The organism is Fibrisoma montanum (assembly GCF_003583365.1).
GTDB lineage: Bacteria > Bacteroidota > Bacteroidia > Cytophagales > Spirosomataceae > Fibrisoma > Fibrisoma montanum.
The window spans coordinates 620,944-645,787 of the sequence record NZ_QXED01000003.1; the positions used below are offsets into that span (position 1 = coordinate 620,944).

At 56.4% G+C, this 24,844-nt stretch carries 18 protein-coding genes; 9 read left to right on the plus strand and 9 right to left on the minus strand.

Annotated features, from left to right (window positions below; genetic code table 11):
* The first annotated feature begins 16 nt into the window (after positions 1 to 16).
* On the plus strand, positions 17 to 1,216 hold the full coding sequence (locus tag DYU11_RS12675) for a hypothetical protein (RefSeq protein WP_119668030.1): 1,200 nt from the start codon (positions 17 to 19) through the stop codon (positions 1,214 to 1,216).
* 102 nt (positions 1,217 to 1,318) lie between these two features.
* Positions 1,319 to 2,626 carry an alpha/beta hydrolase family protein gene (locus tag DYU11_RS12680; RefSeq protein WP_119668031.1) on the plus strand — a complete coding sequence of 436 codons (1,308 nt, stop codon included), beginning with the start codon at positions 1,319 to 1,321 and terminating at the stop codon, positions 2,624 to 2,626.
* A 3-nt stretch (positions 2,627 to 2,629) separates the two neighbouring features.
* Here the strand turns inward: DYU11_RS12680 and DYU11_RS12685 are convergent, their stop codons facing one another.
* Entirely contained in the window at positions 2,630 to 3,397 is a 768-nt protein-coding gene (locus DYU11_RS12685; protein ID WP_119668032.1) for a cupin domain-containing protein, read from the minus strand.
* A 6-nt stretch (positions 3,398 to 3,403) separates the two neighbouring features.
* Positions 3,404 to 4,639 (minus strand): DUF5009 domain-containing protein, encoded by a 1,236-nt coding sequence (locus DYU11_RS12690; RefSeq protein WP_119668033.1) that lies wholly within the window; start codon positions 4,637 to 4,639, stop codon positions 3,404 to 3,406.
* 208 nt (positions 4,640 to 4,847) lie between these two features.
* Between DYU11_RS12690 and DYU11_RS12695 the strand changes: the two genes are divergently transcribed.
* From DYU11_RS12695 to DYU11_RS12710, 4 genes are all read left to right on the plus strand, one after another.
* Positions 4,848 to 5,564, plus strand: a complete 717-nt coding sequence (locus DYU11_RS12695; protein ID WP_119668034.1) for an SDR family oxidoreductase — start codon at positions 4,848 to 4,850, stop codon at positions 5,562 to 5,564.
* A 219-nt stretch (positions 5,565 to 5,783) separates the two neighbouring features.
* Positions 5,784 to 9,911 (plus strand): hybrid sensor histidine kinase/response regulator transcription factor, encoded by a 4,128-nt coding sequence (locus tag DYU11_RS12700; protein WP_119668035.1) that lies wholly within the window; start codon positions 5,784 to 5,786, stop codon positions 9,909 to 9,911.
* A gap of 275 nt (positions 9,912 to 10,186) precedes the next feature.
* Positions 10,187 to 10,714 carry an RNA polymerase sigma factor gene (locus DYU11_RS12705; RefSeq protein ID WP_158600275.1) on the plus strand — a complete coding sequence of 176 codons (528 nt, stop codon included), beginning with the start codon at positions 10,187 to 10,189 and terminating at the stop codon, positions 10,712 to 10,714.
* A gap of 131 nt (positions 10,715 to 10,845) precedes the next feature.
* Positions 10,846 to 11,253 carry a GtrA family protein gene (locus DYU11_RS12710; RefSeq protein ID WP_119668037.1) on the plus strand — a complete coding sequence of 136 codons (408 nt, stop codon included), beginning with the start codon at positions 10,846 to 10,848 and terminating at the stop codon, positions 11,251 to 11,253.
* Between the two features lie 7 nt (positions 11,254 to 11,260).
* Here the strand turns inward: DYU11_RS12710 and DYU11_RS12715 are convergent, their stop codons facing one another.
* Both DYU11_RS12715 and DYU11_RS12720 read right to left on the minus strand, forming a co-directional pair.
* Positions 11,261 to 11,755, minus strand: coding sequence for an ankyrin repeat domain-containing protein (locus tag DYU11_RS12715; protein WP_119668038.1), 495 nt, complete (start codon positions 11,753 to 11,755; stop codon positions 11,261 to 11,263).
* A 37-nt stretch (positions 11,756 to 11,792) separates the two neighbouring features.
* Positions 11,793 to 12,866 (minus strand): NADH:flavin oxidoreductase/NADH oxidase, encoded by a 1,074-nt coding sequence (locus DYU11_RS12720; protein WP_119668039.1) that lies wholly within the window; start codon positions 12,864 to 12,866, stop codon positions 11,793 to 11,795.
* Positions 12,867 to 12,981: 115 nt separating this feature from the next.
* Here DYU11_RS12720 and DYU11_RS12725 point away from each other — a divergent pair, with 115 nt between their 5' ends.
* Complete coding sequence (locus DYU11_RS12725) at positions 12,982 to 13,515, plus strand: GNAT family N-acetyltransferase (RefSeq protein ID WP_119668326.1); 534 nt, start codon at positions 12,982 to 12,984, stop codon at positions 13,513 to 13,515.
* Between the two features lie 147 nt (positions 13,516 to 13,662).
* Positions 13,663 to 14,178 (plus strand): RidA family protein, encoded by a 516-nt coding sequence (locus DYU11_RS12730; protein ID WP_119668040.1) that lies wholly within the window; start codon positions 13,663 to 13,665, stop codon positions 14,176 to 14,178.
* A 53-nt stretch (positions 14,179 to 14,231) separates the two neighbouring features.
* On the opposite strand, the gene DYU11_RS12735 is transcribed toward DYU11_RS12730, so the two are convergent.
* The 5 genes from DYU11_RS12735 to DYU11_RS33640 all read right to left on the minus strand — a co-directional run bounded on the left by DYU11_RS12735 (position 14,232) and on the right by DYU11_RS33640 (position 21,592).
* Complete coding sequence (locus DYU11_RS12735) at positions 14,232 to 15,455, minus strand: oxygenase MpaB family protein (RefSeq protein WP_119668041.1); 1,224 nt, start codon at positions 15,453 to 15,455, stop codon at positions 14,232 to 14,234.
* Positions 15,456 to 15,461: 6 nt separating this feature from the next.
* Positions 15,462 to 17,624 (minus strand): ATP-binding protein, encoded by a 2,163-nt coding sequence (locus DYU11_RS12740; RefSeq protein ID WP_119668042.1) that lies wholly within the window; start codon positions 17,622 to 17,624, stop codon positions 15,462 to 15,464.
* Positions 17,625 to 17,784: 160 nt separating this feature from the next.
* Positions 17,785 to 18,105, minus strand: a complete 321-nt coding sequence (locus DYU11_RS12745; protein ID WP_119668043.1) for a 2Fe-2S iron-sulfur cluster-binding protein — start codon at positions 18,103 to 18,105, stop codon at positions 17,785 to 17,787.
* 96 nt (positions 18,106 to 18,201) lie between these two features.
* Entirely contained in the window at positions 18,202 to 19,206 is a 1,005-nt protein-coding gene (locus tag DYU11_RS12750; RefSeq protein ID WP_119668044.1) for an NAD(P)/FAD-dependent oxidoreductase, read from the minus strand.
* 202 nt (positions 19,207 to 19,408) lie between these two features.
* The gene (locus tag DYU11_RS33640) at positions 19,409 to 21,592 is read right to left on the minus strand and encodes a sensor histidine kinase (RefSeq protein ID WP_229365809.1); all 2,184 of its coding nucleotides are present in this window, start codon (positions 21,590 to 21,592) and stop codon (positions 19,409 to 19,411) included.
* 181 nt (positions 21,593 to 21,773) lie between these two features.
* Between DYU11_RS33640 and DYU11_RS12760 the strand changes: the two genes are divergently transcribed.
* Entirely contained in the window at positions 21,774 to 24,698 is a 2,925-nt protein-coding gene (locus DYU11_RS12760) for a M16 family metallopeptidase (protein WP_119668045.1), read from the plus strand.
* Positions 24,699 to 24,844: the final 146 nt, after the last annotated feature.

The window sequence follows — 24,844 nt, forward strand, 5'->3', positions numbered from 1 at the left end:
AACGTAGTAACCCGCCATGGTACCGAAACCCTTCTCCAGCCCCGCCCCTGCCCAATTCATACCCACCGTAGCAGACGTCGATCGGATTGCCGCCTTGACCGATCCGGTACTTCGTAACCTGCAAATTACCCAGTGCTATTCGGACGTATCGGCAGCCTTTCGGGCACAGATCGGTATGAGTGCGAACTGGTGTACATTCGCGACCTGGGCTTCCAAACAAGCCGGGCAGACCATTCGGCGTGAAGACCTGATCCGTACGGTTGAAGCCGTATTAAGTACAGATCAGGCAATCAGCCAGGCGTTGCTGCGGCTCATTACCCTGGCCAAACAACTCGATGCTACACCCGATACGTCGGTGCTTCAGCAATCGGTCTGGTACGGGCTGCTGATCGCAGCCGCCGACCGAGCCAGTGATGCCGTCAGTCGCGGGAATAAAAAAGTATTCGAGGAGATAGCCCGGGAGTTCGCCCGCTTCATGGCTACGTGCGGGTCGGACACAGTATTTACGCAACCCCACCTGGATGCCTTCTGCGACGGCCTACGCCCCGGTGATCCACCCCACGGCCAGCGGTATCTGCGTCAGGCTTTCACGCACTATTATCAATCGCGGTTTGAGACCGACCCGAAAAAGCAGTGTGAACTCCGGTTGCTGGCCAATCTGGAAGTGGGTTTTCACGAGCAGACCCGACTCCAGCCCGAGATTGCCGAATCATTGAACGCAGCCACCATAGACGGCAATGAACTGAAACGCCAACTGCGCGAACTGCTCTTTCCGACCGGAAGCTGGCTGAGCCGTTTGCGGCTATCGTTCCTCGATCTGTTTGGGCAGACGAACGCGCTGGACAAGGCCCTCGACCGGCTGGTTAGTCTCGTACAGGTGCAAATCCGATCAGCTATTACGACCCACCTGATGACCCTGACCTTTCCGCCCAACGTGCGCTTACGACTGGGTCACGACCTGACCACTACGTTCCCAGCATCACTCCGAACCCTAACCAACGCTGATTTACGGAGCCTGCTCGGGCAGATTGACCTGTCGCCCGATAGTCTGAACCAGAGCGGGGCCGTAGACTGGGCCAATCTACCCGAGCGGATGCATTTCATCGCTGATCTGTTCCGGTGCTACCACGAATCGGCCGACCTATTTTCCTCCGCCTTTACTATGGAGCAAATTACAGCGCTCAGAGCCGGGCAACGACCCACGGGCCGTTTATAGCTCATGATTGGTTGCAAATGCCATGGTAACCCGCGTTATTCGGGCCTGTTTTAGCAAGCTGAATTTTCATTTCATGTCACTTTTCTGCAATAAAACTGCCCGATGAAACCACGACTACTGGTCACTTTTCTGCTGTTGTCTAGTTTGTTTACCTTAACCAACCCACCGCTTGCCCACGCCCAGGCTACCAAAGACGCGTTTCTGTTCGGCGATCCGCTGCCCGATGCCCCTGAACTGGCCGCCCGGGGCAGCTACGGGGTCGGCGTCCGTACGCTGAAACTGAATCATGCCGGTCAGGTCGACGTACTTCACGCTAAAGACGGGAAAGCCCCCCTGTATGACCGTCCGCTTACCGTCGAAATCTGGTATCCGGCCCGCATCCCGGCGGGGAAAGCCGAACTGGTGCAATACGACGAGGTGCTGGGTGTCGCCAATGATCCGAAGCGGCCGCTGGTACCGTTTACGTTCATGGGACGAGCCCTGCGCGATGCGGAACCCCGCCCCGGCGACAGCCCCTATCCACTGGTGATTGTGTCGCACGGCTACCCCGGCTCCCGGCTGATGTTTACGTACCTGACGGAAAACCTGGCGTCGAAAGGCTACGTTGTGGTGTCTATCGACCATACCGAGTCCACGTACCGCGACGCAGCCGCTTTTCCGAGTACGCTGCTCAACCGGGCACCGGACGATCTGTTTGTGCTGAACGAGATGGCGCGGCTGAGCGAAAAAGGCAGTACCTCGTTTCTGGCCGGACTGCTCGACGCCAAGAACACCGCCCTCGTCGGCTACTCCATGGGTGGCTACGGCGTACTCAACGCCACGGGAGCCGGCTACAGCAACCAGGCCGTTGCGTTTTTCGGCCAGATGACCGGCGGCAGCACCGCGCTGCAGGTTCGGTCGACCAACGCGCCGGAGTACAAAGCTTCGCAGGACCCACGCATCAAAGCGGTTGTGGCTTTTGCGCCCTGGGGTATGGAACGGGGCGTCTGGGATGCCGAAGGTCTGAAGGGATTAAACCGACCGACCTTGTTTATCGCCGGCAGCAAGGACGACGTATCGGGGTATGAAAAAGGCATCAAGGCCATCTACGACGGAGCCGTTAATGCCGACCGGTATATGCTCACGTACGTCAACGCCCGGCACAACGTAGCGCCCAATCCGCCCCCGGCCGAATCGATGAAGCCGGGCTTGCCGCTGAACGAATACATGCGCTACGCCGAACCCGCCTGGAACGAACGCCGGATCAACAACATCAACCAGCATTTTGTAACGGCGTTTCTGGGCATTCACCTCAAAAAGCAGGACTACGGCAAATACCTTGATCTGAACGAAACCGACAGCGCGGGTCCGTGGACGGGCTTCAAACCCCGAACATCCGTAGGGCTGGAGATGCGCCACGCCCGACCCTAGCCGTTACTCAAACTGAAAGGCAAAGTACATGCAGCGCCCTTTGCTCGTGTTCTGAATGGCGTGCGGTACGTTGGATTCCAGGAAGATGAGGGCACCAACCGCGGCCGGGTGCAGCGTACCGTTGATGCTTTCCTGAGCGGTGTTCTCAATCATGAGGAGGATTTCGGCGGCCCGGTGCGTATGGGGCGGGTGACTCCATAGCCCTTCGTTCAGCGTCGTTACGTGCATTTCGAAGCGCCTGGTCATGGCCGTGGCCCGGTCGAACATCCGCCGGATACCCCCCTGGCTGTGGGGCTGAAACGCTACGTCCCGAAAGTCGATCCAGAACGATCCGCCGGCTTTTCGCCCCCGAGCGGTGTCGACGGGGGCGTTGGCTTCGTACCGCATAACGTAGTACGTGGCCGGTGCATTACCCCGGTTGTCGAAACCGTGTTCGTCGCCGGGCATCATCAGCGCAATACTGCCGGGCCCCAGGGTCGTTGTCTTCCCCTCGATGGTGACGGTCAGTTCGCCTTCTTTTACGATGATGAGTTCTTCGTCGTCATGCCGGTGCGACGGGTGCGGGACCTGGTGCGCCGGCAGGGTCGTTGCGTGAATCCGGACGCGTTTAAAGTCAGTAGTAGCCCCTTCCAGCAACAGCCGCTGCGCTACGTTTGCTTTCTGCGTAACCGGGGCTTTTGCCCATTCATACACCCCCGACTCAACGGCCTGCGCGACCAGTCGGCCAGCCGCGAACCAGCAACTAACACCCACCACCAAAGCTAGCTTCATGTTCGGTTACAGTTTAAGTTTAATCCTTGCTCTACCCAGTACGGCCGTTATGCCAATAATCAGGAAGGCAAACAACAGGGATTTCAGCAGGCCCAATACGCCCACCGTCAACCAGTCGGGCAGCGACAAACCCGACAACGCAGCAACGCTGTACCAAACGTACGGAATCAGGTAACAGGTCAACGTACTCGTGCCAGCGGGCCTGATGGTGTCGAACCAATGGCTTTTGCCGTTTATATCAACCAGGACGTACACACCAGCAAACACCAGGCAGGCAATGCCCGAGCAAAGCAGGACCCAGGTGGGTGTCGCCTGAATTTTGGAGATGATAAAAAACTGCCTCGAAGCAAGTCCAGCCAGGAGCAGCAACCCGCCCAGTCCGCTAAAGAGCAGAAGCAAGTGCTGGGCACTCTGGTTCTTACGAAACCGACTGAGCAGTACCGCAGCCAGCACCCCGGCCATCGTAAAGGATTGAAAAGCCCCGTTGCCCAGGATCCAGTTCGACGGACCGTCGGGCCAGAGCTGCCGTAGCCAGCCAGCATGGCCAGCGATACATACCAGCGTAAAAAGCACCCAGGCCAGCAATGAACCGAGCGGTTGCCGATGAACGAACAGAAAGATAAGGGCACAGGTCAGGTACGTCCAGCCGATAAGGCCTAAAATTCCCCACCACTGCGGAGTCATTCGGCTCAGCTGATTACCGTCTCCGCCACGAAAGAGAATCGCCAGCCCGACCAGCAGGATCACCCCGGCTAGCTGCACGCCCCTGACGACGTACTGGCTGGCGCCCTTCTGGCTAGGGTAGACGTTCCAGACCAGAAAAAAACCCACGACCATCAGGATCTGAAACCACTCGCTGCTGAGGCCCGTTGCCTGCGGGTTTAGCTCCGGCACATTGACCGTGAATACCCCCATAATCAGCAGGGCAGCCGAGCGAACGACAATATGCCGTATGATCAGTCCATAGGAATCGCCCTTCGCCAGCCGGTCATTGATCGCAAAGGGGATCGACATGCCCACGATAAAGAGGAAACAGGGAAAGACCACATCGGCCAGGCCCAGAAAATCAACATCAGCCGGCGAATGCTCCAGCCAGTCAGGAATGCCGGTCAGGGTCCAGAGATCATTGACGAAAATCATGAACAGCATCGTCAGCGCCCGGAATACATCAATGGATTGCACCCGTTTTTCCGGCAATTGCCTTCGGGTTTCTGGTGAAGCAGCGACTCGTTGATCAATCATAGGGATGTTGCCTGGTTTTACGGGGTAGACGGCCAATACGGAGCTCCCTTCATAAAGCGGCAGATGGGGTCAAACTAATCAGGCATTCGGTAGACGGCCTGCTACAAAACCGGTTTCGGACTATTCAATCAGAAACTTTCGGCTGGGCTTCGGGGTTATCGCCCAAGCCAGGTTCGGGCTTTTCTTCATCTATCAACGTATTGCATTCATGGCAGACATTACCAAAACGGCACTCATCACAGGCGGCACAAAAGGCATTGGCTACGGCATCGCCGAAGTACTGATCAAGGAAGGCATCAAGGTGGCGATAACGAGCCGGTCGTCGGTTGCCGCCGAACTGGCCGCCAACCAACTAAACGAAATCAAAGCCGGATACGCCCTGGGCATCGGTGCCGATGTGCGCGACCTGGCTTCCCAGCAACGGGTTGTCGATACCATCCTGAGTCAGTGGGGTCGGCTCGATTACGTCATCGCCAACGCCGGTGTTGGCCACTTTGCGTCCATCCAGGAAATGACGCCCGAGCAGTGGCACGAAACCATCGATATCAACCTGACGGGGGTTTTCTACACCGCCAAAGCGACGCTGGCCCCCCTGAAAGAAAGTGAAGGCTACTTCATTACGATTGCCAGTCTGGCCGGCACGAACTTCTTTGAGAAAGGTTCAGCCTATAACGCCAGCAAATTCGGGCTGGTTGGCTTCACGCAGGCCATCATGCTCGATCTGCGCAGTGAGGGGATCAAGGTAACGACAATCATGCCCGGCTCCGTGGCGACGCATTTCAACAACCACGAACCCAACGAGCAGGACGCCTGGAAAATCCAGCCCGAAGACATTGGCCAGATGGTGGCCGATCTGATCCGGATGAACCCGCGGACGCTGCCCAGTAAAATTGAAGTTCGCCCCACCCGACCCGGCGGACGCTGACCAACCCAACCGAAAAAGGCACCGGACGTCCGGTGCCTTTGCATTCGGGCCTATACCCTACAAGGCAACTGGGTTATTCTGACTGACCACCCTGTCAACGTCAGACCGATTTCTATGCACTCAGCTTTGCCACTCCTTTAAATTAATAAGTCTTTGTAGATCAGTAAATCTACAGGATATCTTACTCCGTATTATACTACGTATAAACTTTTAGCAAGAATGCGCTTCTGGCTACTGTTTCTTTTGCCTCTGTCCGTTCTGGCTCAACCCAAAGGATGGCAGGAACGCACGATATCCGACGGGCTGTCGCAGGGCATGGTCTATGACGTCAAACAGGATCAGAAAGGGTTTATATGGGCGGGCACGAAAGATGGGCTTAATCGCTACGACGGGTACACGTTCAAGGTTTTTACCCATGATTCCTATAACGCGTACAGCCTGTCTGACAATAACTGCTCGGCCTTACTGACCGACAGGCAGGGGCGTTTATGGGTCGGGACGCTAACACAGGGGCTGAATCTGTTCGACAACCGTACGCAGCGGTTCTACCACCTCGATATCCTCGATCAGGCCACACCCAATGCGGGCAATTACGGGGTCTGGCTGCTGGCCGAAGACCCCACCGGTAACATCTGGGTTGGCACAGACAACTACCGGCTGTTCTGCATCAGCCTGCCTGAATCGCTCAAAACCGGCTTTCCGGACAAAGCTAATTTTACGGATCAGGTGCAGATTAAACGCCTGACCATGCCCCGGGTTGATGCGAGTGCGCCACTTCATTTCATCAATTTCCTGCCCGATGGCCGGGCGTTTGCCGGGAATGCCCACGGTGCCTACTCGTTTTCGTGGCGGCAGCCCGGCCAGATCCACCCGGCCAACCCCTTTACCGGCAATTTTCGGGAGTTTTATTCGATGTATGCCGATGCTCAGCAGGAGTTCTGGGCCGCTACCACCACCAGCAGTCTGATCTGTCGGCTCGGAAACGTTCAGAAAATCATTCCCCTGCCCCGCACCAATTACACGAGCGTCAACCTGCGTCGTATCGACAAGCATACCATAGCCTTAGCCACCCAGGATTTTCTCTGGCTGATGTCCCCCGCCGACCTGTTTCGTCAGGACAGTCTGACCAGCCGGAATGCCTTCGCAGCCCTGCCGGCCAATGTGTACGCCATTACCAACCTGGTCCGCGACCAGACCGGGGCGCTCTGGGTTGGAACCAGTGGCTACGGCCTCCGGCTGTTTAACCCCAACGTGAAGCAGTTTCAGTCCTACCTGCCCAACACGACCCTCTCCAACATCTTCGCGGATCGGCAGGGCCGGATTTACCTGCGGCACGAGTTTGCCTACAGCCTGCTCGACCGGGCGAATAACCGACTGCTGCCGTTCCTCAGCAACGACCTTCCGCCCGCCGACCGACGACAGCGGTACCTGATGCAGGATCGACGCGGTACGTTCTGGGTGTCCAATGTTCATTTTGAAACGCACGTGCAGCACCTGTTCAGGTTTTCGCCGGACTGGCAACTGCTCAAAAAATACCCACTCCCGGCCAATACGTCGTTCGGTTTCTTTGGTAACCAGACCATCGAAGACCGGGTCGGCTACCTCTGGCTTGGTGGTGCCGATGGAAAACTGCTTCGTTTTAACCCGACCACCGAACGGTTTCAGGTGTACAGCTACCAGTCGCTGCTGCCCCGGAGTGGCGCTCCCACCGAAACATTTGCCCTCTACGAAGATGCCGCGGGTACGCTCTGGATCGGCACCCAGAAAGGTCTGATCCGAGCCCGACCTACCCGGACCGGTCTGGTCTTTTCACTGTTTAAGAACTCAGCCACGAACCGGCAGAGCCTGACCAATGATTTTGTGCTTAGCCTGACCGACGACCCCTACGAGCCCAATCGATTCCTGTGGGTCGGCACCAAAGGCGGTCTGGAACGCCTGGACAAGCAAACGGGCCGCTTTGAACACTTTACGGAAGAACAGGGCCTGCCCAATAAGGTCGTGTACGGCATCCTGACCGATGAGTTCAAAAACCTGTGGCTGAGCACGAACCGGGGCCTGGCGTACTTCAACCCACGCACCCTTACGTTCCGGAACTATACCAAAACCGACGGTCTGCAGGACGATGAATTCAATACCAGTTCGTTCTTTAAAACATCGGCGGGCGAACTACTGTTTGGGGGCGTCAACGGCCTCACGGCCTTCCGGGCGTCGGCGCTGACCAACGCAGCTCCGAATGCCGCCCGACCGAACGCGGCCCGACCGTTCGTGGCCCGACCCAAACCTGTTGCGCACATCATCGGCCTGAAAGTAAACAACCGAACCATCGACCCCGGCACGCCCGACGGCATCCTGAGCGAGAGCATCGAATACACCCCGTCCATCGATCTGGCGTACGATCAGAACCTGGTGACGTTCGAGTTTGCGGTGATGGATTTCACTAATTCGGTTCGTAACCGCTTTCGCTACCGGCTAGAGGGCATCGATCAGGATTGGGTAGAAGCCGGCACCAACCGCTTCGCCAATTATGCACAGTTGCCCCCCGGCCGGTACACCCTGCAGATGATGGGCTCGGCCGACGGCGAAATCTGGAGTGCGCCGGTGTCCCTGCGCATTCAGGTTCATCCGCCTTTCTACCTGAGCTGGTGGGCTTACTGTCTGTATCTGGCCCTCCTGGTGGTCATTGCCTGGCAGTTGTACCGCTTCCAGATGCAGCGGGTCCTGCTTCAACAGCAGGTTGCTTTTGAACAAAAGGAAGCCAGTCGGCTGGCTGAGCTGGACGCACTGAAAAGCCGGTTTTTCACCAACATCTCGCATGAATTCCGGACACCCCTTACCCTGATTCTCGGTCCGCTGAGCGACCTGAAGCAGCGATTCCCCAACGAATCGGTACTCACGCTCATGGAGCGCAACGGCCATCGGCTGCTCAGCCTGATCAATCAGCTGCTCGATCTCAGCAAACTGGAAGCGGGTCAGCTGACGGTCGAAACCGAACCCGGCAACATCGCGGCCTTTTTCCGGCTGCTCGCCGGTTCGTTTGGCTCCCTGGCCCAAAGCCGCCAGATTCAGTTTCGGTTTAGCCAGACTCAGGACGTCTGGTGGACGGCTTTCGACCGCGACAAGATTGAAAAAATCGTTACCAACCTGCTGTCCAATGCCTTTAAATTCACCCCGGCTGGACATGAAGTTTTCCTGACCATATCGTATCCGGCGCCCGACAAAGCCGACCAGCTGACCCTGACCGTTCAAGACACCGGCATTGGCATTGCCGCCGACCATCTGGGGCATATTTTCGAGCAGTTTTATCAGGTCAAAACCGACGCCGGCCACTACTACGAGGGCACAGGCATCGGGCTGGCGTTGGTCAGCGAACTGGTCAATGTCCTGAACGGCACCATCGAGGTCGACAGCACCGAGGGGGTCGGTACCACCTTCACGGTGCGGTTACCGCTGCAAGCCCTGGAAGCCCCCGTTCCGGCAACGGACGTACCCAGCACACAGGCAATGGCCGATGCCCTCCGGGTACAGGCGACTGCGCCGGAGCCACCGACGGATGAACTGGATTCCGACATCCAGGAGAATGTTCTCCTGATTGTGGATGACAATGCCGACATCAGGGCGTATTTGCGGAGCATTTTTGAACGGGAGTATCAGATCATCGAGGCTGTTGATGGGCTGGAGGGCCTGGAAAAAGCGACCATGACCCTGCCCACCGCCGTAATCTGTGACCTGATGATGCCCCGTCTCGACGGCTATGGCTTCTGTAAGGCCCTGAAAGCGCAGGAAACAACCAGCCACATCCCGGTAGTCATGCTGACGGCCAAGGCTACACTGGAAGACCGGCTGGAAAGCTTCCGGCTCGAAGCCGTTGACTTTCTGACCAAACCGTTCAACCGCGAGGAGATTGAGGTGCGGGTCTGGAACCTGATTCAGCAGCGAAAACGCCTGTTTCAGTATTTCACCCTATCGCTGGGAACGCCTACGCCTACCCTGATTCCGCCGGCTCCGCTGACCGCCGAGCAGAAGTTCCTTGACCGGCTAACCAATATTGTCATGCAGCACCTCGACGACGCAGGTTTTGGGGTAGAGAAACTTGCTCAGGCTGCCAACCTGAGCCGGGTCCAGCTGCACCGCAAGCTCAAAGCCCTGACCAATACGACTCCGGTGTCTTTCATCCGGGAGATCCGGCTCCAAAAGGCCGCCGAACTCCTGACCACCAGTCAGGACAACGTCACCCAGATCGCCTATGCCGTCGGTTTTGAAAACCTGTCGTATTTCGCCAAGGTATTTCAGGAGCGGTATGGGGTATCGCCCTCTCAGTTCGGGAAGCCGACCGTAACAACCCCGTAAACCGACCAATCTGGTCATGTATCACGAAAAAAAGCCCGAAAAACCGGGCTTTTTTTCGTGTATGAAACAGGAGTGTCAGGAAATGATACAAAAGTGTTAGTCGAAGCCAGGCAGGTTTGGGTACTTTGCCTACGTGGTTCACCAGCATCGTCAGGCCAATGAACGTATCCGCATCGAGCGGCATCAGGCCGCCCGTTTGTTGCTGATCCCATAACCCGCTAAAGCCAAAGTCTATGAAGCCAATCCTGCCTGCTGCCCAACACTCAACTCATTCAATGGTCCAGGACGCTAACCGAATCGAATCCTTTACGACTCTGTACCGCCACTACGCCCCGAAGGTGTACCGGCTTTGTTTTACGCTTACCAAACATCCACAGCTGGCCCAGGACTGTACGCAGGACATTTTCCTGAAGGTACTCAGCAAGATCGACTCCTTCAACAACCGCTCAACATTCTCGACCTGGCTGTACGCCATTACGTACAATTACTGCATGGATCAGATTCGGGTGCAAAAACGCCTGACTACTGAACTCCTGTCCGACGAAGTTTCCAACCACGTGCCCGACGCCGGCCAGTCCGAAACGATCGACTGGCAGCTGACCATACTGGATCGGGTGCTGCAACACGTGCGCGATGAAGACGTGACGTTGCTGCGGCTTAAATACGAGCGGGGGATATCGCTGCGTGACCTCAGCCAGCAGTATGGCGTGTCGGAGGGGGCACTGAAGATGCGTCTGAAACGGACCCGCGACGAGATCCGGAAGCTGCTTTCACGACCGGGCGCGAGCGATCTCCATGCGTAGCTTTCCCCGGCCGCACCGCCGGATGTTACCGCTGCGTTAAATCTGCCGTTTCGCCGGTTGATTCAAAAACAAACGTCCGGCCAGCCTTTTTTACAATAAAAGGGCTGGAAACGCTTCAGGAACGACCGGACATGAACCATCGACTTGCCGAATTTTTCCGCTTTGCCAACGTATCGCTTTTCGCCACGGTGGTCGATTACGGCATTGGCTACCTGCTGACTCAACCGGGCCTGACGAGTCTCGTAGTGGCTACGGGCGTGGGGCACATCAGCGGTATGATCGTCGGTTTCGTCCTGAACAAATTCTGGGTGTTTCGGGATAAATCGACCACCGAGACCACCAGCCAGCTGATCCGGTACGTAGTCGTTTCACTGGGCAACGGCCTCCTCAATACGCTCGGTGTCTGGGGGCTAAATCATCTGGGCGTAGACAACTACTGGGTAGTTCGTATCCTTGTCGGCTCGACCGTGTTCGTGTTTTACAGCTACGTGTTCACCCGCCTGTTCGTGTTCATGCGCAAATCCCGGCCCGTGGTATAAACCCGGCCTACACCCCTCGTTCGGCAAAGAGCCGGAGGGCTTCTGCATTCCCCTGCTGAACGGCCAGGTCGCGGGCGGTCAGCCCCCGGACGTCGCGGATGGTGGTATCGGCCCCGGCGTCGAGCAGCAGCTGAACCAGGGCGTGGCGACCGAACAACGTGGCAAACATCAGGGCGGTACCGTTGTTGCCGTTCCGCGCGTTCACGTCGGCTCCGTTTTCAATGAGCAACGTAGCAATCTCGGGATAACCCTTGAAACTGACGCCCATCAGGGCCGTATTGCCCGTTACGTCCTGCAGGTTCGGATTCGCCCCGGCGTTGAGCAGCAGCCGGGTGGCTTCCAGATGCCCGTCGTAAGCCGCCAGAATCAGCGGGGTGAATCCTTTGCCATCCTGGCTGTTCACGTTAACCTGGGCATTGATCAGTTCCTGAAGGTACGTTACGTCGCCCCGGCGGGCCGCATCAAACAGCAAATCTTCGGGGCGGTTGGATGTAAAATTCATACGTATTGGTTTATTGATAGTTTTCGGATTGATCGGATTATGGCCGGGGTTTGGCGCGTTCGTACTGAACCGGCCAGGTTAGGTCGTCGCCCAGCGACTGCGCTGCGTGCAGCGGAAAAAACGGGTCGCGCAGGAACGCTCGGGCCAGCAGAATCAAATCAGCCTGTCCAGCCGCCAGAATGGCTTCAGCCTGATCGGCCGACGTAATCAGCCCGACGGCTCCCGTCGGCATCCCGGTTTCGTTGCGGATGCGATCGGCAAAGCTGACCTGATAGCCGGGGCCGGTTGGGATGGTAGCCCGGGGCACATTCCCGCCGGTTGAACAGTCAATTAAATCTACCCCTTCCGGTTTCAATAAGCCGGCCAGGGCTACCGAATCCCCGACCGTCCAGCCGCCTTCGGTCCAGTCGGTGGCCGAAATCCTGACAAACAGGGGCAACTCGTCGGGCCAGACACGCCTGACCGCTCGAACCACCTCCAGCAACAACCGAACCCGGTTGTCGAAGGAGCCGCCGTAGCCATCGGTACGGTGATTGCTCAGGGGCGACAGAAATTCGTGGAGCAGGTAGCCATGAGCCGCGTGAATCTCGACGACCGAAAACCCGGCCGACAGCGCCCGCTCGGCGGCCGCCCGGAAGTCGTCCCGGATTTTCTGAAGGCCGGCGTCGTCCAGTTCCGTGGGAGTTGGCCCTCCCTCAGCAAATGGCAGGGGACTCGGCGCTACGGTCTGCCAGCCCCGTTCTTCGGTGGGGCCAATGAGAGAGCCTCCCTCCCACGGCCGGCGATGGCTGGCTTTGCGACCGGCATGCGCCAGCTGAATACCGGACACCGACCCCTGTTGACGAATAAACGTAGTGATCCGTGCCAGTTCCGGGATGTGGGCATCCGACCAGATACCGAGGTCGTCGGGCGTAATGCGGCCCTCGGGTGATACGGCCGTTGCTTCGGTGAAGATCAGGCCCGCACCGCCAACGGCGCGGCTACCGAGATGAACCAGGTGCCAGTCGTTGGCGAACCCATCAACGCTCGAATATTGGCACATCGGCGAAACCACAATCCGGTTGTTAAGCTGAAGGTTACGTAGTGTAAGCGGGGAAAACAGATACGACATACAACAGCAACAACCGGCAGCGGCCCGAAGTTTAACCGGATTGATCAAATCACCCTGTCGGTGCTATTGTCAGCCGCGGGCGGACGTTTTCCATCATCTCTTATCTTTGCGGCTTATGAACAACGCATGCATCCGGCCCGCAATGGAGCCGGACATCCCAACGATGAACCAACTTGTCAACAGTGCCTACCGGGGCGACAGCTCCCGGCGCGGCTGGACCACCGAAGCCGACCTCCTCGACGGCGTCCGGACCGACGAAGCGTCGCTGCGGGCCATGTTGCAGAACCCGGCGGCTACCCTACTGACCTACGAAGCCGATGGCCGCGTCCTTGGCTGCGTGTACCTCGAAACAAAACCGGATCATACCGGTGCGCCTACGCTTTATCTGGGTATGCTGACCGTATCGCCCGATGCGCAGACAGGCGGCATTGGCAAGCAGCTCATGGCCGCAGCCGAACAGGTTGCCCGCAACCAGGGCTGCCGCAGCATCACGATGACGGTGATTCCACAACGGCACGAACTGATTGCCTGGTACGAACGGCGCGGCTACCGGACAACGGGCGAAACCCGGCCGTTTCCGATGGACGACCCGCGCTTTGGTCTGCCTAAGGTTCCTCTGTCGTTCATCGTCATGGAGAAGAAGCTGTAGAATGAATCCGCAGACGGGCAACGGGTACGTTCGGCGTACGTTGACTGCCTCCCGCTGATTTGGTACTTTTTAGTAGTTTGCAGCCTTAACCTACCCATTACCAGGATCTGCGTATCGACTGGTAGACTAAACGCAATCAATCACCACATGAAAACAATCACGTGTCTTTGCCTGCTCAGCTTTTCCATCAGTACTACGTATGCCCAGTCGGTGGAGGAAACGCTGACCAAGATGGGCATTACGTTGTTTACCCCCGCCAAACCGATGGCCAACTACGTCAAGGCGGTCCGGACGGGCAATCTGCTGTTTCTGGCGGGCCACGTATGCACGCGCGCCGATGGTTCGGGAATTATGGGCAAGCTCGGCAAAGACCTGACCATTGAGCAGGGGTACGAAGCCGCCCGGGTCGCCACCATCTCGCTCCTCTCTACGCTGAAAGCTGAACTGGGTTCGCTCGACCGGGTGAAGCGCATCGTTAAGGTGACCGGTTTTGTCAACTCCGCCCCCGACTTCGGCGATCAGCCCAAGGTTGTCAACGGCTGCTCCGACCTGCTCGTGGCTACGTTTGGCGAACGGGGCAAACACGCCCGGTCGGCGGTGGGCATGGGAGCCCTGCCGTCGAATTACGCGGTAGAAATTGAACTGGTAGTAGAAGTAGAGTAGGCGTTTCAAGAGCAGCGCCAGTTAACAACGTTCAGACGAAGCCGCCCCACGAATCAAGTTGGGTCGACCCCCCAGTCTTTTTTTAATGACTCGGGCAGGTAAAAATTAACATCGACGTTTCGTCCCATGAAACCAATCATCATTTTCAGCGCCACTCTGGCTAACATAGCCGCAACATCTTCAACAATAGGCGAACTTTTGACCAGGCTATCGACCTTATCAAACGTATTCATCAATTCCTGCAAATCCTGTAGTTTCTCAGGGTCGGCTTCAACTCCGATAGTTGCTGCGATGTCGGGGCCAACCATAAAATGTATCCATTCAGGAACTTTACCGACCCAGCCTTCCAGTGATATTTCCTGTTTGAACTTAATTAAGGCACCCGTTAACTCACGCCCGTGGTCGCTTGGTTCAATCTGATGATCCAGAATGGCTTTTCCCAGCCTTCGGCCATCGGTACAGTTAGCTGGTAATAGATCGTCGTCTACACCCATCAGATAGCCCACAACCCGCCAGGCATGCAGAAAAGCCTCTTCCTCTTCAGGAGCCAGATTTATTCGCATTTTTTTCAGGCCATCAAGCACCAAAACGGAAAAAGCCATCAACGTTCCGGCCATATCTTCCTGGTTGATTGGCTCATCGTAAAGCGACGTCTGCCAGCCGTTCGTTCGCAGATAATATCGAATAGTAGCATGGATCAATCGTACTTTCTGAACTGTACGTATGGCCAGCCCTTCGGGTTCGAAACTATCTGGCGACATAACATTGACCACAAACTGGGCGGTTTCAACGATTCGACGCGTGAAAGCCTCCCGGGCCCCGTGGTGTTCGTTCAATCGGCCTGTCTGATACAGCACCATGGCCCCTTTTGCGCAGGCATAACTCTCCGGTAACGATTTGCACGAAAGCACCAGCCCCATCAGGTGTCCATGCAGTTTGTAGACCTGCTGGGATAAGGCAATCAAATCGGGATCAAACCACTCGGGCAGCTGGGTGGTCTGCCGGAAATAGTCTGAGATCTCGGCGGGCATATTACCGGGTACCGGATCGTCATTCCGCACCAGGTCCCGAAACAATTGGTTGACGTAGCCGCCCTGGCCGCGACCGAGCACCGTCGAAATCACGTCATCGGCTAAGGGGTCTGTACATTGCCGTTTCGCGTCAAGAAACGCCAACGACCAGTCATGCAGTGGTCGTTGCTGTATTGCTTCGATTCTACGACGAACTGAATCGGGCAGTACGATTGATCGGGTGTCGTCGGATGGGGATGCGCTCATAGTGTGTCAGGAGGTTATGGGTAGTTGCAGAGTAAATTCTGTGTATTTGCCTACATCAGATGCCACCGTCATCTGGCCGCCATGCCCTTTCGTTACAATGTCATAGCTGATGGATAAGCCAAGGCCGGTACCCTCTCCCGTAGGTTTTGTCGTAAAAAATGGCTGATATATTTTCTTTAACTGGTCGGCTGGTATGCCCACCCCGTTGTCTCTGACCGTAAGCAACACGTGTCCGTTTTGCGTCATGGTTGTAATCCGGATCTGTGGATGATAGGCTGAGCCAAGGCGCCTGACCTGCTGATCAACGGCGTAAAACGCATTATTGAAGAGGTTTATCAACACCCGGCCAATGTCCTGAGGTACCAGTTCGGGGGTACCAATGGCGGGGTCCAGAACCTTAATTAACTCTACCGTCAGCGTTGGATTTCTGGCTCGCATCGTATGGTAAGCGAGCGTCAGGCATTCATCGGCCAGGGTGTTCAGATTGGTCGGCTGACGTTCATGGACAGCGCTGGCGCTTCGGTTATGTTCGAGCATACTGCGAACGATCCCCGCAGCCCGCTGACCGTTCCGACTGATGTGCTGCATGTTTTCACGCAGGTCGTCAAGCAGGCTGTCGGCCAGACCGAGGTCCGGAGCCGGTTGATGCAATGCCTGCCTGAGTTCATCGGTCAACTCTATATTTACTTCACTGAAATTGTTCACGAAATTCAGGGGGTTCTGAATTTCGTGGGCAACCCCTGCCGTAAGCTCACCCAAACTGGCCAGTTTCTCCTGCTGGACAAGCTGATCCTGCGTCGTCTTCAACTGGTTGAGCGACTGCTGTAATTCGGCGGTCCGGGTTTTAACCTCGCGCTCAAGCGTTTCGTTCTGCGAAGCCAGCCACCCTTGTTTCTCCTGCTCCTGCGCAATAGCCTGTGTCGACAGGGTTTCTACTTCGGTAAGCTTGACAGCGAGCAGCTGACTAATCATGGCAAATTCACGGGCCAGAAAGAGCGACAAGGCCAGTGGTACGCTAAGTGCACTCAGGCTAAAAAAAAGGCTTCCAATGGTTGAGGGGTTGACGCCTGTCGGTAGGGGCAGGTAATAGACGTTGATAAACAGCACCAAAAACAAGGCTTTTAGGGCATGACCTGCCACAACGATCGGCGCACCCGGTCGTTGCCGGCGCAGGGCCACAATGGTTACCCGCAGAAGTTCAAGTGAAAAAAGCACCCAGATAAACGGTCCGCCCAGCCATTTCAGCGGATTATCCGGAGCATTTGCCATGAATATGCTCAGCAATCCGGCCGCCGTAATGGCGTAGAAGAACCTCCCCTGCCGAAACGAAAACAGTAGGTAATGAGCAACAACACTGAACCAGAAACCGACCACACTCAATATAAATCCGACGATAAATAACCACTCCTGAACGGCTACCCAACGAAACAGAAACGGCAGCGCACCGATAGCGTAGCCAATGGAAAATAGGATCGTATAACTCGCGAAATACAGATTTGTGAGCTGCTTTCGATTGTAATAAAAAAATGTGAAGTGAATGACGCCCAGGATCAGGAGCAGGGCGGACGGAATGAGGTTAATACAAACCAGAATGGTCCGGTTGCGGTAAAAATGAACCACCTGCACCGGCTGGGAAAGGCGAGCCGAAAATACGCTGTATGACAACGGAGCGGGAAAATGGGGCGATAGCAACGGACAGTAAGCCACCCGGACAGCCAGCACTGACTCGGTATTTGCCGTCAAAGGAAATCCAATCGGTTCACCCGAAGGCTGGTAGGCCCGGCTCGTTTGGGGCGTAGGGCCGATGACGCCGTACCGCTGAAGCAGCCGGCCATTCAGATAAATTTCAGAAGCAACGACCTGATTGACCTGTAACAGTGTGGTTGTGTTGTACTGCGGGGACGGCTTCAGGCGAAGGCGGAGCCAGCCGATACCCGCCTGCTGCAACCGGGTGAACTGCTGAATGGGTTGGGTAGGATCAACCGTCGGCCAGTTCCGGTCGTCAAAGTTGGGACGGGCGTAATCCGGATTGTCGCCGGGCTGAAATCGCCACCCGGTTTGCAGCAACACCCCTTCCCTACCTAAATCGTATAGCCGAAACGTTTCAGATTCCTGCGCCGAGGCATTTAAAGCCACCAACAGGCAAATGAAAAAGAAGAGGTAGTTCATAAAAGCCTGATGTTACATTGCCTTGTCGACAGACGCATACACAACTGTCAGGTGCTTTCTGGGGCACACAACCAGCCTGAAGCGATTCGCGTCAATGTACTCATTCAGGGCATAATAACTGCAAAATCAGGACCTTACATTTTTTTTACGGTAAGCATCGCTACTGCTCCGCGCCCCGAATCCGGAACACGCCCCCGGCCAGCGATTCATCCACGCGAAGCTGGCAGGACAACCGGCTGTCGAAGTCGGCGTCGGGCAGGGTGTCGAGCATATCGAGTTCGGCATCCTGAGCCGATGGCAGCCTGTCAAGCCCGTCCAGGACCTGAACATGGCAGGTGGCACAGAGGGCCATGCCCCCACAGGTCGCTAAAATGTTGTATTCAGACGCTTTGAGCACTTCCATCAGGCTCAGGGTAATGCCTTCCGGTATTTCCAGCGTTTGCCGCGTACCGTCGCGGTCTTCTATGGTAAATTGAATCATAATAAAGGGAAGGAAGGGGAAGAGAGGGACGAAAGGGAGAAAATAGATCAGCGCATCACTATTTCCTTTCGTCCCTCTCTTCCCTTTACTCCTTTTTTAAAAAGTTGGTACGCCGTTGACGGTCGTGTACTTGAAACTGAGTTTCTGGTTCGGGTAGACGTACCTGAATGCGCTCTGGCACATCAGCGCGGCCTCGTGGAAGCCGCACAGGATCAGCTTGAGCTTACCCGGATACGTATTGATGTCGCCGATGGCGTAGATCCGCTCGACGTTGGTAGAATAATCGGTCGTGTTGACAGCAATCGCTGATTTGTCGATGTTCAGGCCCCAGTCGGCGATGGGTCCGAGCTTCGGCGTCAGGCCGAACAGAGGAATCAGGTTATCGGCCTCCAGGGTCGTTACCGATTTATCTTTTGCGGTAATGTTTACCTCCTGCAAATGGCCATTTCCATTGATGCTGGTGATGTTCGATTGCAGCACCAGGTTGATTCGGCCTTCTTTGGCCAGTTCGAACACTTTCTCGGCCGAATCCGGTGCCCCCCGGAACGTATCGCCCCGGTGCACGAGCGTGACCTGCTTCGCTACGTTGGCCAGGAAAATGGTCCAGTCGAGGGCGGAATCACCACCGCCGGCCAGCACTACGCGCCGGTCGCGCAGTTGCTCAGGGTTCTTCACCATGTAGGCTACACCCTTGCCTTCAAAGCGCTCCAGGTTCTCAATCTCCGGTTTGCGCGGTTCGAAACAGCCAAGACCACCGGCAATGACAACGACCTGGCAATGCACAGCCGTACCGTCGGTGGTCGTGATGAGGTACGAGTCATCCTCCTGCTTCACCAGATTCTCAACGCGCTCGCCAAGCGTGAACGTCGGGTGAAACGGCTCAATCTGCTCCATCAGGTTGTCGACCAGGTCCTGGGCGTTGATGGCTGGGTACCCCGGTATATCGTAAATTGGTTTTTGAGGGTAAATCTCGGAGAGCTGGCCCCCCACCTGCGGCAGGGCGTCGATCAGGTGGCAGCGCATCTTCAGCAAACCAGCTTCAAAGACGGCGAACAGACCCACCGGGCCTGCGCCGATAATGCATATATCAGTAGTGATCATGGTTGTATTTGTCGTTCACAGGCCACCCCGACAACGGACCGGCCCTATCAACAGAACGTGCTGTGTTGGTGAATAATTCGCCGTAAAAGTAGCCCGACGAATGTTGGTCCGGGCATCACAAATTGGAATGCAGGATAACCGGACGGAATGTATGGCACCACATACCTACCTGACCACTACTCGAACGACTACGGCTCAGACATCACGCGGGAATGGGCAGCGTTATCGTGAACTCCGTAAACTGCCCCGGTTCCGACTGCACGGTTAGGGTGCCACCATGGCCGTTGGTAATGATATCGTAACTGATCGACAGGCCAAGACCAGTACCCTGTCCGGTGGGTTTGGTGGTAAAGAACGGCTGAAAGATCTTCCCGATCACGGCAGCAGGAATACCCGATCCATTGTCCCGGATTTGAATGGACAGCCTGTCGCCCAGCCGCTGCGTACGTACCGAAACGGTGGGCTGATAAGCGGCTGTTTCCTGTTTCTGCCGCTCACCGACGGCATAAAAAGCGTTGTTGAACAGATTCAGCAGCACGCGGCCAATGTCCTGCGGCACAACGCTGTAGCTCGGCAGGTCGCCGGCCAGATCAGTCAGGAGGGTGTAATTAACCGTTTTATCCGTTGCCGGATCGCCGGCCCGCCGTAATCCGTGGTAGCTGAGCCGCAGGTATTCATCGACCAGTGCGTTCAGATCGGTGGGCTGTTTCTGGCCGGTCCCGACGCGGCTGTGTTCCAGCATGCCCCGCACAATATTGGCGGCCCGGTGCCCATGTTCACCAATCTTGGCAAGGTTCTGTTGCAGATCGGTCAGCAGGTCCCGTTCCAGATCGTGGTCCCGTTCGGCTTCCTTTTCGTGCTCTTCGTCCAGTTCCTGAACCAGTTCCAGCGACACTTCGGCGAAGTTGTTGACGAAGTTCAGCGGGTTCTGGATTTCGTGAGCGATTCCGGCCGTGAGTTCACCCAGGCTGGCCAGTTTTTCGCGTTGAATCAGCTGAGCCTGCGTAGCCCGCAGGTCAGCCAGGGATTGCTGCAACGCAGCCGTACGTTCGGCAACCTGCTGTTCTAGCGTTTCGTTCTGAACGGCCAGCAGGTGCTGCTTTTCCTGCTCCTGGGCGATCGTCCGGGCCGATAGGTCTTCTACTTCGCGCAGTTTCTGGCGCAGGGACTGGTACGTTCGGGCGTAGTCGCGCACGAGCGACAGGGATAAGCCAAGCGGAATAGCCAGCAGTGCAATCAGCACAGTTACGGTTGTAATGCTCATCAGAACAAGACTGTCTACATCGCCCAGTACGACCGAGAGAAAAGCCAGCACGATGAGAATAACGAAGCCAACCAGCACCACAAAAAATATGATTCTCAGGGAATTCCAGGGCAATCGGGCATCGACATCCCCCCGACGCTTTCCCAGCCAGCTAACCCGTACGTACTCGATCAGCGACGCTGCAATGGCCACGCCAGCAACCGGCTCGGGTAAAGGGCCAATAACAATCTGATACATGACATCAACCAGTAACAGACAACTTATCAACCAGTAGACCTTGCCGCGTCGCCGGTTCAGGTAATGATACACGGCCGTCAACAGCAGCGCCAAACCAGCATAGCCAAGGAGATTGGCAACCAGGACGATCAGTGAATACAACTGGAGCGTGTTCGAAAGGGCCGACAAGCCGTTCAGCAGAAAAAAGGCACCAAAAGCCAGCATCATCAGCCCCAGCCACCAATTAATCCGTTGTGCCGCATTGGCGCGGTAAAACAGACTATGCAGCAGCCCCAGCAGCAGAAATATACCAGCCAGCGAATAATCCAGTCCGGCTATCCAGCGATGGCTCAGTATCAGGTTCTGACCAGCTTCGCTACGCTTCTCCAACTGCATCTTGAACGGATTTATGTCCACGTTGGCGTAGTAAACCGGCTGCCGGGGAAACCAGTAACGTACCGCCAGCAAGTGGCGACTGGTGTCTGTCAGGCGAAACGGAATGAGCTGGGCAATGCGTTGCGACCCCGCCGAATCAGTGCCCGGCGGCTGAAGAACGGCCAGCCGTCGACCATCGAGATACACCTCCGACGATCCGTACTGCTCGATTACCAGCTGAAAATCCTGCCCCACGAGCCGCTTCTCGACCTTCACAGGCAACCGGAACCAACCGCGCCCGGATGCCCACAACGCCTTGTTTTCGATGAGCGGCTCGGCTGGCGACGTTAGCTCCCACGCCCGATCATCGTAGGTAGGGTCAGCCCAGGCCAGGCTATCACCAGCCTGGAATCGCCAGTAGTTATCAGCGAGTTGCTGCATAACCCGGATGGTCTCTGCGCTATCTACCGACTGAGCACCGACGAACGAGGTGCTCAGCAGACCAAGGAAAATCAGAAGAAGGCGGTGCATGCGTGGGTATCGACTTGACTGACGTAAATGAATGAATCAAAGGTACTCGATTATGAGCATCGTCCCGGCCAGTCATGAGCGCACCCTCGACCGATTATTTATTCTTTTTCAAGACCAATTATGCCGTTATTTCCCTGACATCTGCGTAAATTACCAACTTATTTATGGTCAATACCCATTTATGAGAAAAACTACCTTCAAGTTGGCAACGCTGCTGGCCCTGCTGGCCGTCGGTGTTGCTCAGGCCCAAACCAGGCTGGTGGAGAAGGTCACCCGCAAGGGCAACGAACTCCTGATTCCGTACGAAAAGTACGTACTGCCCAATGGCCTGACACTGGTCATTCACGAAGACCACTCCGACCCCATCGTACACGTTGATGTGACCTACCACGTCGGCTCGGCCCGCGAAGAGATCGGCAAGTCGGGGTTCGCCCACTTCTTCGAGCACATGATGTTTCAGGGCTCCGACCACGTAGCCGACGATGAACACTTCAAGATCGTGACCGAGTCGGGCGGTACGCTCAACGGCACCACCAACCGCGACCGCACCAACTACTTCGAGACCCTGCCGAGCAACCAGCTCGAACGGGCCCTCTGGCTCGAAGCCGACCGCATGGGTTTCCTGCTGGATGCGGTGACGCAGAAAAAGTTTGAGATTCAGCGGGCTACGGTGAAAAACGAACGGGGCCAGAACTACGACAACCGCCCGTATGGCCTGGCCAGCGAGTACGTTGCCAAGAACCTGTACCCCTACGGGCACCCCTACTCCTGGCTGACAATCGGCTACGTCGAAGACCTCAACCGCGTGAACGTCAACGACCTGAAGAACTTCTTCCTGCGCTGGTACGGTCCCAACAACGCCGTACTGACCATCGGGGGCGATGTGAACCCCAAGCAGGTGGTATCGCTGGTAGAGAGGTATTTCGGCAACATTCCGGCCGGACCCGCCGTAACCAAAACGCAGGTACCGTCGCCCATGCTGGACAAAGACCGCTACGTATCGTACGAAGACAACATCCGGTTCCCGATGCTGCAGATCGTCTTCCCGACGGTGCCGAACTTCCACCCCGACGAGGCTCCGCTCGATGCGCTGGCCGAAATTCTGGGCGGTGGCAAAAGCTCCCTGTTCTACAAGAACTTCGTGAAGAAACAGATTGCCGTGCAGGCCAATGCCTCGCACCCGGCCACTGAACTGTCGGGGCAGTTTGCCTTTACGGTGCTGCCGTTCCCCGACAAAAAACTGGACAGCATCGAAGCGGCCGTTCGGCAGACGCTGGTTGAGTTTGAAAAACGGGGCGTTACCGACGATGACATCAAGCAGTTTACGGCTACCCGCGAGGCTCAGCTCATCGACGGCCTGTCGAGCGTTTCGGGTAAGGTGTCACAACTGGCTTCGTTCCAGACGTTTCTGGGTAACCCGAACTACCTGCCGCAGGAGTTCAAGCGGTACAAGAGCGTAACCAAGGCCGATATTATGCGGGTGTATAATCAGTACATCAAAGGCAAAAACGCCGTGATCCTGACGGTGTATCCCAAAGGTAAAGCCGACATCGTGGCCAAGCCCGACAACTACACCATCGCCACGACCGGTTATAAAGCCCCTGACTACGGCTACACCGGCCTGACGTACAAGAAACCAAAAGACAGCTTCGACCGGAGCGCGAAGCCCGGCCCGGGTCCGAACCCGACGCTGAAAGTTCCGCCCTACTGGACCGATAAGATGGCCAACGGCCTGAAAGTGATCGGTGCGCGCAACGACGAAGTGCCGACCGTTACGATGCTGTTCTCGATCAAAGGCGGGCATCTGCTGTCGGCTACCGATCCGTCAAAAGCCGGTATCGCCCAACTGACGGCCGCGCTGATGAACGAGGCCACCGAGCGGTTCAGCAACGAAGAATTAAGCGCCAAACTGGAAAAACTCGGCAGCAACATCGACATCCGGGCCGGTACTGAGGAAATCAACGTATCGGTTGAATCGATGGTCAAAAACCTGGATTCGACACTGGCCCTGGTCGAAGAAAAACTGCTGCGTCCGAAGTTCGCGGCCGAGGATTTTGACCGGCTCAAAAAGCAGCAGATCGAACTGGTCGCCAACCAGAGCACCCAGCCCGTTGTCATTGCCAACAAAGCCTACAGCAAACTGCTTTACGGCCCCGACAACATCCGCTCGATCCCGGTTAGCGGCACGGTGAAAACGGTCGAAGCCATTACGCTCGACGACGTTAAGGCCTTCTACCAGAAATACCTGTCGCCGTCGGTAACGAACCTCGTCATTGTGGGCGACATCGACCAGTCGACGGCCCTGTCTAAGCTGGCGTTTCTGAACAAATGGGCACCTAAGTCCGTGACCCTGCCTAAAGCCGCGCCCGCCCGCAAAATCGACAAGACCCGCATTTACCTGGTCGACAAAGAAAAAGCGGCTCAGTCGGAAATCCGGATTGGCTACCTGACCGACATGCCCTACGACGCTACCGGCGATTACTACCGGGCCGGCCTGGCTAACTACATGCTGGGTGGTGCCTTCAACAGCCGGATCAACATGAACCTGCGCGAAGACAAAGGCTGGACCTACGGCGCCCGCTCCGGCTTTGGCAGTACCAAAACCCCGGGGCCGTTCACGGCGCAGGCGGGTGTGAAAGCAGCCGCGACGGATAGCTCGGTAGTGGAGTTCGTTAAGGAAATTACCAACTACACCAAGTCGGGTATTTCGGAGCAGGAACTGGCATTCGTGAAAAGCTCGCTGGGTCAGGTAGACGCCCTGCGTTACGAAACCCCGCTGCAAAAGGCATTTTTCCTCGGCCGTATCATCGAGTACGACCTGCCGCGCAACTTCGTGGAGCAGCAAAGCGAGATCCTGCGCAACATCACCAAAGCGCAGATCGACGCCGTAGCGAAGAAAAACCTGCCGGTCGACAAGATGATCATTACCGTGGTAGGGAATAAGGAACTGATCAAACCCGGCCTGCAGCGGCTTGGCTACGAGTTGATTGAACTAGATAAGGAAGGCAACCCGGTTGTTACCGCAACCACGACCCCGTCAACCGATACGCCCCCCGCCAAAGCCGGTTCGTCATCGGACGGCGGAGCGAAGAAAAAAATCGACTAACGTACTCGTTACTAACCCAGTAAGCGCGGTGCGGTCGGCAGGTGAATCCTGTTGGCCGCACCGCGCTTCGTTTTCGGCGAGCGCGGCCGGACGACATACCGGGAAAGCGGCCGAAGTGACCGAGAAATTAGTTTTTAATTAGATTT

Bases quoted from the DNA above. Each gene is read 5' to 3' on its own strand.
- DYU11_RS12750 (WP_119668044.1), bottom strand. From the start codon at position 19,206: ATGATCACTACTGATATATGCATTATCGGCGCAGGCCCGGTGGGTCTG.
- DYU11_RS12715 (WP_119668038.1), bottom strand. From the start codon at position 11,755: ATGAATTTTACATCCAACCGCCCCGAAGATTTGCTGTTTGATGCGGCC.
- DYU11_RS12675 (WP_119668030.1), top strand. From the start codon at position 17: ATGGTACCGAAACCCTTCTCCAGCCCCGCCCCTGCCCAATTCATACCC.
- DYU11_RS12745 (WP_119668043.1), bottom strand. From the start codon at position 18,105: ATGATTCAATTTACCATAGAAGACCGCGACGGTACGCGGCAAACGCTG.
- DYU11_RS12740 (WP_119668042.1), bottom strand. From the start codon at position 17,624: ATGAACTACCTCTTCTTTTTCATTTGCCTGTTGGTGGCTTTAAATGCC.
- DYU11_RS12730 (WP_119668040.1), top strand. From the start codon at position 13,663: ATGAAAACAATCACGTGTCTTTGCCTGCTCAGCTTTTCCATCAGTACT.
- DYU11_RS12700 (WP_119668035.1), top strand. From the start codon at position 5,784: ATGCGCTTCTGGCTACTGTTTCTTTTGCCTCTGTCCGTTCTGGCTCAA.
- DYU11_RS33640 (WP_229365809.1), bottom strand. From the start codon at position 21,592: ATGCACCGCCTTCTTCTGATTTTCCTTGGTCTGCTGAGCACCTCGTTC.
- DYU11_RS12685 (WP_119668032.1), bottom strand. From the start codon at position 3,397: ATGAAGCTAGCTTTGGTGGTGGGTGTTAGTTGCTGGTTCGCGGCTGGC.
- DYU11_RS12720 (WP_119668039.1), bottom strand. From the start codon at position 12,866: ATGTCGTATCTGTTTTCCCCGCTTACACTACGTAACCTTCAGCTTAAC.
- DYU11_RS12725 (WP_119668326.1), top strand. From the start codon at position 12,982: ATGAACAACGCATGCATCCGGCCCGCAATGGAGCCGGACATCCCAACG.
- DYU11_RS12690 (WP_119668033.1), bottom strand. From the start codon at position 4,639: ATGATTGATCAACGAGTCGCTGCTTCACCAGAAACCCGAAGGCAATTG.
- DYU11_RS12680 (WP_119668031.1), top strand. From the start codon at position 1,319: ATGAAACCACGACTACTGGTCACTTTTCTGCTGTTGTCTAGTTTGTTT.
- DYU11_RS12695 (WP_119668034.1), top strand. From the start codon at position 4,848: ATGGCAGACATTACCAAAACGGCACTCATCACAGGCGGCACAAAAGGC.
- DYU11_RS12705 (WP_158600275.1), top strand. From the start codon at position 10,187: ATGGTCCAGGACGCTAACCGAATCGAATCCTTTACGACTCTGTACCGC.
- DYU11_RS12710 (WP_119668037.1), top strand. From the start codon at position 10,846: ATGAACCATCGACTTGCCGAATTTTTCCGCTTTGCCAACGTATCGCTT.
- DYU11_RS12760 (WP_119668045.1), top strand. From the start codon at position 21,774: ATGAGAAAAACTACCTTCAAGTTGGCAACGCTGCTGGCCCTGCTGGCC.
- DYU11_RS12735 (WP_119668041.1), bottom strand. From the start codon at position 15,455: ATGAGCGCATCCCCATCCGACGACACCCGATCAATCGTACTGCCCGAT.